At 61.6% G+C, this 11,864-nt stretch carries 10 protein-coding genes and 1 pseudogene; 6 read left to right on the plus strand and 5 right to left on the minus strand.

Translation table 11 applies throughout. The features are described from left to right. Window positions 1-152: pseudogene (locus GR198_RS21285) on the plus strand (sugar ABC transporter ATP-binding protein); the annotation flags it as partial. A gap of 106 nt (window positions 153-258) precedes the next feature. On the opposite strand, the gene GR198_RS21290 reads toward GR198_RS21285, so the two are convergent. The 3 genes from GR198_RS21290 to GR198_RS21300 all read right to left on the minus strand — a co-directional run bounded on the left by GR198_RS21290 (window position 259) and on the right by GR198_RS21300 (window position 4,720). Next, window positions 259-2,502 carry a glycoside hydrolase family 2 protein gene (locus tag GR198_RS21290; protein WP_164054265.1) on the minus strand — a complete coding sequence of 748 codons (2,244 nt, stop codon included), beginning with the start codon at window positions 2,500-2,502 and terminating at the stop codon, window positions 259-261. Between the two features lie 202 nt (window positions 2,503-2,704). After that, window positions 2,705-3,703, minus strand: a complete 999-nt coding sequence (locus GR198_RS21295) for a LacI family DNA-binding transcriptional regulator (RefSeq protein WP_164069545.1) — start codon at window positions 3,701-3,703, stop codon at window positions 2,705-2,707. A 9-nt stretch (window positions 3,704-3,712) separates the two neighbouring features. Then, entirely contained in the window at window positions 3,713-4,720 is a 1,008-nt protein-coding gene (locus tag GR198_RS21300; RefSeq protein ID WP_164069546.1) for a Gfo/Idh/MocA family protein, read from the minus strand. A 202-nt stretch (window positions 4,721-4,922) separates the two neighbouring features. Between GR198_RS21300 and GR198_RS21305 the strand changes: the two genes are divergently transcribed. From GR198_RS21305 to GR198_RS21325, 5 genes are all read left to right on the plus strand, one after another. Further along, window positions 4,923-6,215: an ABC transporter substrate-binding protein gene (locus GR198_RS21305; protein ID WP_028742366.1), complete on the plus strand. Its 1,293-nt coding sequence runs from the start codon at window positions 4,923-4,925 to the stop codon at window positions 6,213-6,215. A gap of 103 nt (window positions 6,216-6,318) precedes the next feature. Next, on the plus strand, window positions 6,319-7,206 hold the full coding sequence (locus GR198_RS21310) for a carbohydrate ABC transporter permease (RefSeq protein WP_003543165.1): 888 nt from the start codon (window positions 6,319-6,321) through the stop codon (window positions 7,204-7,206). Window position 7,207: 1 nt separating this feature from the next. Next, window positions 7,208-8,119, plus strand: a complete 912-nt coding sequence (locus tag GR198_RS21315) for a carbohydrate ABC transporter permease (RefSeq protein ID WP_164038767.1) — start codon at window positions 7,208-7,210, stop codon at window positions 8,117-8,119. A gap of 19 nt (window positions 8,120-8,138) precedes the next feature. After that, complete coding sequence (locus tag GR198_RS21320; protein WP_164069547.1) at window positions 8,139-9,221, plus strand: ABC transporter ATP-binding protein; 1,083 nt, start codon at window positions 8,139-8,141, stop codon at window positions 9,219-9,221. 18 nt (window positions 9,222-9,239) lie between these two features. Continuing rightward, a complete protein-coding gene (locus GR198_RS21325; RefSeq protein ID WP_029871778.1) occupies window positions 9,240-9,989 on the plus strand; it encodes a ThuA domain-containing protein in 750 nt (249 codons plus the stop codon). Window position 9,990: 1 nt separating this feature from the next. On the opposite strand, the gene GR198_RS21330 is transcribed toward GR198_RS21325, so the two are convergent. Both GR198_RS21330 and GR198_RS21335 read right to left on the minus strand, forming a co-directional pair. Next, on the minus strand, window positions 9,991-10,902 hold the full coding sequence (locus tag GR198_RS21330) for an SMP-30/gluconolactonase/LRE family protein (RefSeq protein ID WP_164069548.1): 912 nt from the start codon (window positions 10,900-10,902) through the stop codon (window positions 9,991-9,993). Between the two features lie 95 nt (window positions 10,903-10,997). Beyond that, entirely contained in the window at window positions 10,998-11,819 is an 822-nt protein-coding gene (locus GR198_RS21335; protein WP_164069549.1) for an SDR family oxidoreductase, read from the minus strand. Window positions 11,820-11,864: the final 45 nt, after the last annotated feature.

The raw sequence follows: 11,864 nt of genomic DNA on the forward strand, positions 1-11,864 counted from the left end.
ACACCTTCGCCGTCACCAAGCTCGGCGGAAAATCCGTCGTCGCCCGCCTGCGCGCCGATACCGGCATCGCGCCAGGACAAAACACCCGTCTCGCCTTCAATCTCGACAAGGCCGTGTTCTTCGATCCCAGTAGCCAGGCGCGGATCGCGTGAAGTCATTAAAGCGCCGCGCGTCTATAAGACGCGCTAAGGACGCTCTAACACTTTGAGTTTGCCCATAATCCTTTCCAAAATCGATTTCGATTTTCGGGGTTATGCGTTAGCCGGCCGTCACACTGAGCGTCACCGGCGCGAAACGCGTGGAAACCGCTTCGACGGTGATCTCGCCGGTGAACCCGGTCGCCTCCAGCCAGAAACCGGCGGTGCCGCCCTGCAGCGGCACATTGGTCGGGCCGACGATCCTTGCCGGGCCGTGCACCTTCAGCGAAATGCTGTCGTTCATGAAAGGCAGGCGCTGACCGCGCTGGTCGAGGGCGCGGATGATGACGCGTGTGCTGTCGCGTTCACGGGCTTTCAACGTCGGGCTATCGGCAATCACTTCCAGGGTCGTCGGCAATGGATCGGCCGCCAGCGTCAGGCTGGCCACCGGCTCGCCGCCGATATAGCCGGTGAAGGTGCCGTCGATCCATTCGAGACCCCAGGTACCAAGCTCATCGGCGGTGAAGTGCCGATGGTCGAGCACGACGGGCGGATGCGGCAGATGCGGATAGTTCTCGCGGTCCGGACCGATGCGCTTGCTGAGCGAGCCATATTGCAGCTCCACCTCGTCGCAGTTGGTCAGGATGATCAGCGGCAGCACGCCGCCGATATTGCGTTCGCCGCGCGCCCAGAAGGTCGCCGGCTTCATGACGATCTCCTCGGAAGGGTCGCACTGGCTAATATAGGCATAAGCCGCGAATTTCGGCTCGCGGAACATGTCCATGACGCCGTGATAACAGATGCGGTCGCCGGAGCCGAAGTCCTTGTGGGTGTTGTAATCGAACATGCACCAGCCGATGGCGCCGGAGATATCAGGATCGCCATAGGCGGCATTCAGCACTTCCAGGTGACGGCGCACATGCTCGGCCTGACGCTGCTCCTGGTCATAGATCTTCGTCGGGTGCATGTGGCCGTTGAACTCGGTGATGAGGTACGGCACCTTGTGGGACAGTCCGGTATTTTCCTGCTGGGCGCGCAGGGCGGTGCGCGGGCGATTGGCGCCCGGCAATTCCTCGTTGCCGAGGATGAAGTCGTTCATCGTATAGACGTCTTCGAGCAGCTCGCTCTCGGTGAGATAACGCACGCCGCCGGTCTGGCGGGTACTGTCGAGTTCACGGGCGAGGCGATTGGTCTCGGCGTAGAAATCGTGATTATCCTGCGATTCGTTGATGCGCACGCCCCAGATGATGATCGAGGGGTGGTTCCAGTCGCGCTCAATCATGCGGCGGACGTTCTCGATCGATTCCTGCTGCCAGTCGGCATCGCCGATATGCTGCCAGCCGGGGATCTCCTCGAAAACCAGCAGGCCGATTGCGTCGCATCGATCGAGGAACCATTTCGACTGCGGATAATGCGAAGTGCGGACAATATTGCACTTCAGCACCGTCTTCATGATGTCGGCGTCACGCTCCTGGGCAGAGCGGCCGGCGGCATAACCGACATAAGGGAAGGCCTGGTGGCGGTTGAGGCCGCGCAGCTTCAATGGCTTGCCGTTGAGGAGGAAACCTTCCGGCGTGAATTCGGCGGTGCGGAAGCCGAACCGGGTGGAAATACGGTCGGAGCCGTGTTCGGTCCTGAGCTCGACGGTGACGTCATAGAGCGTGGGATCGGTGATGTCCCAGAGGGCGATGCCGGTGAGGCCGCCAAAGGATAGCGTGGTGCGGCTGCCGATCGTTTCGGTCGCGGCAGTGGCGACCACCGTGCCATCGGCCTGTTTCAGCGTGGCGGTGACGGTCGCCGAGAAGCTGCGGCCCTCGGGATTGGCGATGTCGACGCGTATGGTCGCCGATTTCTCCGGGCGAAGAACGTCAGTGGTTTCGATCTTGAGATTGCGGATCGAGACCGGGTCGGTGACCTTCAGCCAGACGTCGCGGTAGATGCCGGCATAGGTCAGATAATCGATGCGGCCGCCGAAAGGCGGAATGTTGGGGTTCTCGCTGCCGTCGATCTTGACGGTGACGAGGTTCTCGCCCTTGACGAGCTTGCCGGTAAGGCGGGCCTCGAAGGGGGTGTAGCCGTCCTTATGGGCAATGATTTCTTCGCCGTTCAGATAGACGACGCTGTCGGCCATGGCGGCGTCGAAGACGAGCGAGACCTCGCGGCCCTCGAATTCCGGCAGCCAGCGCAGCACCTTCTGATAGGTAAAGTCGCGCTGATAGCTGGTCTCGTCGAAGTAGCTGAAGGGCAGTTCGACGGCGGTATGCGGCAGGCTGACCGATTTGGCAGCATCGAAAGTTTCGAGCAAACGCTGGCCGAAGCCCTCGTGGAAACTCCAGCCTTCATTGAAGGAAACGACGGAACGCATTTCAGGCTCTCCAGATTACGGCATCAGGGACATTGCGGCGCCTCTCGGCGCGTGAAAATCTGGTCATCGGTATTCCTCCTCGATGCAATGGATGAGCGAGCCGCTAAAGCACGTCACAGCGAACTTGAATCATGCGACGGCTTTAGCTTTTTTCATGCATGTCGTCATCCCGGAACCGCTGTACACTTCCAGGCGACATGCATCAGGCGGTTGAGCCCCAGCGGGCGGTGCAGGTGAGCGTGATGCTGTGCGGGCCTTCGACCTCGGCGTCATGGCGTTCGATCAGTTCGACGACGGCATCGATGAAGGCGACGTGGTTCAGGCTCAGTGTGGTCAGGTCGTTGCAATCCCAGGCGGCCATGGCAATGCCGTCCTGGCCGACGATGGCGATATCATCAGGCGTGTTCTTGCCGAGCACCCGCCGGGCCGCATCGCGCGCACCGATCGCCATGACGTCGTTGCCGCAGATGATGGCGTCGACCTTGTCACGGTGCAGCAGGAGCACGGCTTCCTTGAAGCCGGAATCATAGGAGTAGTCACCGAAGGCCTGGGCCTCGAAGGCAAGGCCGCGCTTGGCCAGCGCATCGGCGAACCATTTGCGCCGGAGCTTGTCGATCCAGCTTGAATTGGTGCCGGAGAGGTAGGCGAAACGCTTTTTGCCGTCGCGGACGATCTTGTCGATGATCTCGTCGGCGGCCTCAGCGCCGTCGATGCGGATGCTGGAGACGTTTTCGTTGTCGAGCGGTTCGAAGGAGACGATGATCGGCTTCGTCGTGTGGAAGATATCGACCGCATCCTGCATCGACACCATGTCGGAGAAGACGACGACGTGATCGACCTGATAGGTGGAGGCAAGGCGCATCAGTTGCAGCCGGTCGGAATGATCGGCGCAGCAGAGGATGATCGGCAGCAATTGTCTCGCCTGCAGGCGGTGGACGAGAAGCTGTTGCTCCTCGGCCTCGCAAGGGTTGCCGATCGCGTTTACGACCAGGGCAACGAGCCGCGAGCGCTGGTTGTTCAGCGAGCGGGCGATCGCGTTCGGCTGGTAGCCATGTTCACGGGCGACGGCGAGGATGCGGTCGCGCGTGGCGCTGCCGATGCGCGAATCCGGCGAGAAGGCGCGGGAAATGGTGGCGGAGGAGACCCCGGCGAGTTTCGCCAGTTCCTTCGAGGTGATCCGCCGTCTGCTCATACCGCTCATCTTCAGCGCCTATTGGGCGACGATCCTGACGGAAGCGCCGTCGGCCGCTGCCGATTCCTTGATTGCATCCCATAGCCTAGCGAATCTGAGGCCCATTTCAACGGAGCCGGAGTTTTCCATCTTTCCCTCGCGAATGGCGAGGAAATTCTTCATCGGGTTGCCGAGAATCTCGGCTTCCTCGCGCGGCTCGGCGGTCCGCCCGATACTGATCTCGCGCCAGCCACCCCAGGCGTCGATGCGCACGATCGCCTTCGAATAGAAGAAGGTGATATAGGAAGCGCAGCCCGGAGGTCCTTCGCCGGCGGCCGTCAATGTCGCCAGCGCGCCGTTCTTCAGCCGGGCGGAGACGGCCGTGGTGATATCGACCTGTCTGCCGTGGTTGTTCATATAGGCGGACACACAGTCGAAGTCCGAATTGGCGAGCAGGCAGACGGTGTTCATCATATGGGCGCCGGTATCGAACATGAAGCCGCCGCCGGAGATGTCAGGCTGCTGCTTCCAATGGCCGTCGTAATTGGACGACCAGCTTTCCCAGATCATGCCCGATATGGCGATCAACTCGCCGAATTCGCCGGTGAGGGCCCGCCGGCGCGTGTCGAGCACCAGCGGCGACAGGCCGCCCTGGAAGGCGGTGACGATGGTGACGCCGCTCTTTTTCTGTGCGGCGATCAGCCTCTCGGCCTCAGCAACCGTCGTCACCATCGGCTTTTCCAGGAAGAGATCGAGGCCGGCCTCGGCGACGGCAGTTGCCTGCTCGGCATGGAAGGCATGCGGGGTCGAGACGTAGACGATGTCGAGTTCGCCCCGGCATTCGGCAAGCATCTGGCGATAATCCTCGAAGCCTTTCGGTTTGGGTGCACCGGCGGCGAGGCAGACGTCGATCAGGCGCTGGCGCGACGCCGCCGTGGTGTCGGCGAGTGCCGCGAATTCGATCTCCGGCATCTTGACCCAGCTCTCGGCATATTCCGCCGCCTTCAAGCCGGCGCCGATGACGCCGAGGCGCAATTTCCTAGTCATGAAAATTCCTCCCTGAATATGGTGTGCACACGATTACACAAACGGTATGGCAATGGCAATATCTAAATAAGTAAGTAATATCAGTATATTAAAGTGCACACTCGAATCTTTTCAAAAACCATCTTGTCAGTGTTTGGAATGCGTGTACATTTTCACGACCGGTGCTGGAGGGCGCCGTGTCTCTACAAAGGGAGGACTTCCGTTGAAGAAAATGGTTCTTGGCGGCCTATGCGCCATTCTGCTGAGCGCGGTTTCGACGCTGGCACAGGCAGAAACAATCCGAATTGCAAATCATGGTCAGGCCGGCATCGACGCGATGAAGTCGACGGTCGAGCGGATCGAAAAGAAATATGGCGTCACCGTCGAGGTCATCGAATATCCGGCGCCCGACAAGGATTACCTGACCAAGCTCCTGACCGAGCTCGGCGCCGGCAATGCGCCCGACCTATTCTCCATTCCGACCACGGCTGCCGTCGCCGACATGGTGGAAGCCGGCTACCTCGCGCCTGTTACCAAGGAGTTCAAGGCTTGGGACGGCTACGCCAACCTTTATGACGTCGCCAAGGAGCTTGCCGTCAGCCCGGATGGCGAAACCTATGTGATGCCGTTCATGCTCGGCATTCAGGAAATCTATTACCGCAAGGACGTTCTCGAAAAGGCCGGCATCTCCACCGAACAGCCGAAGACCTGGCAGGAACTTCTCGACCGCGCGGCCGAGATCAAGCAGAAGACCGGCGCCTACGGCCTGCTCTTTCCGGCCGGCGTTTCCTGGGGAAGCGGCGCCTTCGACGAAGGCTTCCAGCACCTGCTCGTCGGTTCCAAGACGCCGCAGCTGGTCGATGCCGACGGCAAGCTCGATCTGAATGGCGAAGGCATCAAGGATGTCTTCAACGTCTACAAGGAACTGATCGACAAGGATCTGATGCCCACGCAGCCGTTGCTCGGACCCGAGCCCTGGGTCGTGCCGAAGTACCAGATGTTCCCGGAAGGCAAGCTCGCCGCGACCACCTGCGGCTCCTGGTGCTATATTTTCGACTGGGGTCGCGAAAGCAAGAACCCGATCCCTGACGTGACGAAGGTGGTCGGCACCTGGACTGTTCCCGGCCAGAGCAGCGGCCAGTACGTACTTGCCAATCTCGCTGCGCCGTGGGCCGTCAATTCCAAGTCGGCCAATACGGAACTGGCGATCAAGGCGCTGATGGAGATCGGCTCGATCGAGACGCAGGTTTCCTACGCTGCCCGCATCGGCAACATCCCCGCCAGCAAGGGTGCGGCTGACAATGCCGAGTTCCAGAAGCTGACGGAACTGGTTCCGATCCATGCGGCGGCCGGGAACGGCGTATTCCTGAAGCAGGCCTCCGGTTTCGGTACGGTCTCGGAAGGTGTGGCGCGCGCCACCGAAGCGCTGCTGCGTAAGGAAACCGATGCCGCCGGCGCCCAGAAGATCCTTGTCGACTACGTCAAGGAAACGCTCGGCGACGACATGGTCAAGTAAGCTCCACCCTCTCTTCCGCCACGACGGGGACGCGGCGCCAACGCCCGCGTCTTCCCGCTTTCATTCGATAAGCCGGTTCCATCGATAAGGTTTGTGAGCTTCCATGGCCCGAAACTCTCATGAAAAGCGCGCCGAGCGGCAATGGCTGCTGATCCTGCTGCCCTCGCTGGTGCTGCTTCTGGCCTTCGTCATCTATCCGGCCCTCTATTCGATCTATTTGAGCTTCACCAACGAGGCGCTGACCGGGGCTGCGGCCCTTCGGCCCCGTTTCGTTGGTTTCAGGAATTATACGCGGCTCTTCAACGACGCGAAGTTCTGGAATTCGCTGTTCGTCACCTTCGTCTTCGTCATCGGTTCGGCGGTGATCGGCCAGTTCGTGCTCGGCCTGATCTCGGCAATTGCGCTGCGCCGGCCGATCCGCTTTCGGCGGGTGTTCTCGTCGATCATCCTGTTGCCGAATGCAGCCCCTGAGGTCGTCGCCGGTTTCATGTGGATCTCGATGCTGGCAGGCGGCGACAATGCCACACTCAGCCGCATCGTCAGTTTTTTCGGCATCACGCCGGCCGACTGGCTGCAGGTCTTCCCGCTGTCGATGATCATCGTCGTCAACACCTGGCGCGGCATCGCCACGGCGATGATCCTGCTAACGGCCGGGCTCAGCACCATTCCGGCGGAGATCTACGAGGCGGCCCGCATGGACGGCGCGACACCGTCACAGATGTTCCGCCGCATCACCCTGCCGCTGATGATGCCGACGATCCTGCTCTATATGTTGATCTCCGCCGTCTCCACCATCGCCGTCTTCGGCCTCGTCTATGCGCTGACGCGCGGCGGACCGGGCGGGGCGACCGAGGTGGTCAGCATCTATATCTACAACCAGTCCTTTACGTCGTTCCAGCTGGGTTATGGTGCTGCGGTCGCCGTCGTCGCGCTCGTCATCTCGCTGATATTAGGTATCGCCTATGTCCGGGCCATGAAGGTGGAGGTCTGACATGGCCGTCGTTTCCCCAAGTGAAACTGCAAACAAGGGTCGCTCCGACCTCATCGCCTATGCGACGCTGTCGCTGATCTCGATCTTCTGCGCGGTGCCTTTCTTCTGGGTGCTGCTCGCCTCGCTCGACGGCAATGCCCAGCTCTTCCTGCATTGGCCGGAGCAGTGGACTTTCGCCAATTATATCAGGGTCTTCACTAAGGAGGACGGGGCGAAGTGGCTGTTCAATTCGCTCTTCGTGGTCGCTAGCGCGACGCTGCTCGTCATGGTGCTTTCGGGGCTCGGCGGTTATGCGTTGTCGCGCACCCGGGCCTGGTGGAAGCTGCCCTTCCTCTACGCGATCCTGCTCATCCGGGTGCTGCCGCCGACAGCGCTGGTCGTGCCGCTCTACAAATTCCTGCTGACGCTGAACAATGCGGAAGCGGCGGTGCTCAGGCCGATCTTCGGCAGCTATACGCGTGACATCATGCGCTGGACCGGCTTCATCGACGGTTATCTCGGGCTGATCCTGGTGCTTGCGACGATGCAATTGCCGCTGGCGCTCTGGATCATGAAGACCTTCTTCGATGGGCTGCCGCGGGACTATGAGGAGGCAGCGCTGATGGATGGGGCAACACTCTTCCAGCGCATCCGCCGGGTGCTGATCCCGCTGGCACTGCCCGGGCTTGCCGCCGCCGGGCTCTTCGCCTTCATGTCGGCCTGGGGCGATTTCCTCCTGCCGCTGATCCTCCTGTCGTCGCCGGAGCTGCAGACGCTGCCGCTCGGTCTCTTCCGCGCCTTCCTGCGCATCAACGAGATCGACTACGGCCTGCTGACCGCACTTGCATTCATCTATCTGCTGCCTGCCGTCGTCGCCTTCGGCTTTGCGCGGCGCTTCCTCGTCCAGACATTTTCGGGCGGTGTGAAGGGCTGAGATCAAGAAAGAGAAACAGATGATCAATCTCAGAAACGTTCGCAAATTCTACGGCGCGCTCGAGGTCATCAAGGGCGTCGACATCACCGTGGAAGACGGCGAATTCGCGGTCTTCGTCGGCCCGTCCGGCTGCGGCAAGTCCACGCTGCTGCGGATGATCGCCGGCCTTGAAGGCATCGATGAGGGCGACCTCATCCTTAACGGCAAGCGCATCAACGACGTGCCGCCGGACAAGCGCGGCATCGCCATGGTGTTCCAGTCCTATGCACTCTATCCGCATATGAGCGTTGCCGAAAACATCGGCTTTTCGCTCAGCCTGAAGAAAGTGCCGGAGGCGGATATCCGCCGGCAGGTGGAAGCTGTCGCCGAAATCCTGCAGCTCACCGATTACCTCGACCGCCGCCCGGCCGCCCTTTCCGGCGGCCAGCGCCAGCGCGTGGCGATTGGCCGCGCCATCATCAAGAAACCGGCGCTGATCCTGTTCGACGAGCCGCTGTCGAACCTCGATTCGGCGCTGCGCGTGCAGATGCGCGCCGAGCTGCAGCGCCTGCACCGCGAGTTGAAGGCGACAGTCGTGTATGTCACGCACGACCAGGTCGAAGCGATGACGATGGCGGACCGCATCGTCGTGCTGAACAAGGGCGTCGTCGCTCAACAGGGCGCGCCGATGGATCTCTACCATCAGCCCGATAACGAGTTTGTCGCAACCTTCATCGGCTCGCCAAAGATGAACGTGCTGCCGATGACGGCGACGCGCCGGGATGCCGGCAAGGTGCATCTGGAAAGCCCGCTCGGCCTTTCCATCGACCTTTCAGACGCCAATGGCGCCGTGCAGCAGGGCGAGGCGAAACTCGGCATTCGGCCGGAACATCTGAAGCTCGCACCCCAAGGGCAGGGTGATTTTTCGGCCGAGGTCGTCATCGTCGAGCGTTTGGGCGTGGAGACCTATCTGACAGTCGGTTCGCAGCAGCAGCCGATCGTCGTACGCACGGAAGGCGACATGACCATTCGCCCCGGCGATCGCGTGTCGCTGACTGCCGAGCGCGCCGGTTGCCATCTGTTTGATTCCGCCGGCCGGGTAATCCGTTCGGCAACCGCTTGAAACACATCGAGGAATGACATGACAATCAAGGTCACGATCTGGAACGAAGGACGCCACGAGCAGGTCCACAAGGAAGTTCAGGATATCTATCCTGATCGTATCGACGGAGCGATCGCTGCCGGTATCGCCCACCCCGATTTCGAGGTTCGCCGCGGTACGCTAGACGATCCGGATGAAGGGCTGCCGGATTCCGTGCTCAATGATACCGACGTGCTGCTCTGGTGGGGGCACATGGCGCATGAAGAGGTCAGCGACGGGCTGATCGACCGCGTGCAGCAGCGCGTGCTGAAGGGCATGGGCCTGCTGGTCCTGCATTCCGGCCATCATTCCAAGCTCTTCCGCCGGCTGATGGGGACCAATGCCAACCTTTCCTGGCGCGAGACGCCGGAAGGCGACCTGGAGCGCGTTTGGGTGGTCAATCCCTCGCATCCGATCGCCGAGGGGCTGCCGCCCTATTTCGAGGTCAATGCCTCGGAAATGTATGGCGAGCCCTTCGATATTCCGCAGCCGGACGAGCTTGTGTTCATATCCTGGTATTCCGGTGGCGAGGTGTTCCGCAGCGGCTGCACCTTCCAGCGCGGGCGCGGGCGCATCTTCTTTTTCAGCCCCGGCCACGAGACCTACCCGATCTATCACGACAAGACCGTGCATAAGGTGATCTCGAACGGCATCCGCTGGGCGCGGCAGAAACACACCGATGGCCGCATTCTGGAAAACTGGCACCGCGCCGAGCCGCTGCACGGCCGCCCCGACAAGGCGAAGGCCTGATCTATGGATATTGCGCGCCGGTCGTCTTGATATAGATCGAATAGACCGAACGCGTCGCGGTGATGAAGAGCCGGTTTTTCTTGGGGCCGCCGAAGGTGAGGTTGGACACCGTCTGCGGCACCCTGATCTTGCCGAGCAGGGTTCCGTCGGGCGAAAAGCAGTGCACGCCGTCGGAGGCACTCGTCCAGAGATTGCCGGCGACATCGAAACGGAAGCCGTCGGGATGGCCGACATCGAGGCTGCAGAAGTAGCGGCTGTTGGCAAGCGCCTTGCCGTCGGTGACGTCGAAAACGCGGATATGGCGCGGCACTTCATGTTTTGCGGAGCCGGAATCGGCAATGTAGAGCTTCGTCTCATCAGGCGAGAAGGCAAGGCCGTTCGGCTGGATGAAATCTTCGACGACGGCGTCGATCGCGCCGCTTGCCGGATCGATCCGATAGACATTGCGCGTCGGCTGCTCGGGCTCGGCCTTGTGGCCCTCGTAATCCGACAGGATGCCGTAGGTCGGATCAGTGAACCAGACCCCGTCGTCGGAGTGCACGACGACGTCGTTCGGCGAGTTCAGCCGCTTGCCCTGGTAGCTGTCGGCGAGAACGGTGATGGTGCCGTCCGTCTCGGTGCGGGTGACGCGGCGGCCGCCATGTTCGCAAGAGACCAACCGGCCCTGCCGGTCGCGGGTGTTGCCGTTGACGTAGTTGGAGGGCGAGCGGAAGACGGAGACGGTACCGTCCGGTGTCCAGCGCATCATGCGTTCATTCGGGATATCGCTCCAGAGAAGGCAGTTCAGGTCGGAAAACCAGACCGGGCCTTCCGTCCAGCGGCAGCCGGAATAAAGCTCCTCGAGGCCGGCGCTGCCGATGACCATTGCACCGAAGCGTTCGTCGCGGATCTCATAAATCGGATTGTCGCCCATGCCAGTTTCCTCCCTGAATGCTGCCGTTCTTTTCCTAGCGGCAAAAAGCTGGAGGTGCCAGAGCCCGGCGATGGAAATGCCGGACTCCGGTTTCTTCAGAGGGCCGCGACCGGATGCGGCGAGCCGTCATAAGCGCCCCAGATCGACTGGTCGAAGCAGATGACCGAGCCGGTCATCAGGCCGGATTCGGACGATGACAGGTAAGCGCAGGCGCGCGCCACCTCGTGCGGATCGACGAGGCGGCCGAAGGGCTGGCTTGCCGCCGCCTTCTCCAGCCAGTCGGCAGGAGCATCGTGATATTCACGCTGGATCCGGTCCTCGCCTTCGGAGGCCATCCAGCCGATGTTCAGACCGTTGACGCGGATGCGGTTGCGCAGGAGCGCGTAGGCGGTGTTCTTCGTCAGCGTTTCCAGCGCGCCCTTGGAGGCACAATAGGCGGCGATGAAGGGCTGGCCGGCTTTGGCCGACATCGAGCCGATATTGACGATCGTACCCTCGATGTTTTCGCGGCGCATAACCTTCACCGCCTCCTGCATCAGGAAAAACGGCGCGCGCACGTTGACGGCGAACATGGCGTCGAAGAGTTCCGGGCTGGTGTCGAGGATGGTGCCGCGATCGGTGATGGCGGCGGCATTGACCAGCGCGTCGACGCGGCCGAAGGTCTCGTCACAGGCGCGCACGACACTCTGTGCATCCTCGACCTTGCCGAGGTCGGCCTTGACGTAGACGATCCTGGCACCGGTCGCAGCCGAAATCTCCGCCGCCTTTGCCTTGCCCTTGGCTTCGTTGCGGCCGCAGATGACGATGCCTTCCGCGCCGCGTTCGGCGAAGAGGCGGGCAATGGTTGCGCCCAATCCTTGCGTGCCGCCGGTGACGATGGCGATCTTGCCGTCGAGGCGGCCGTGGTCTGTGCTCATGAGGTTCCTCCTTTGTGATGATGTGCGAATAGCCTCCCGCGGGGC

Origin of the sequence: Rhizobium leguminosarum (genome assembly GCF_010668065.1) — a bacterium.
GTDB lineage: Bacteria > Pseudomonadota > Alphaproteobacteria > Rhizobiales > Rhizobiaceae > Rhizobium > Rhizobium leguminosarum_S.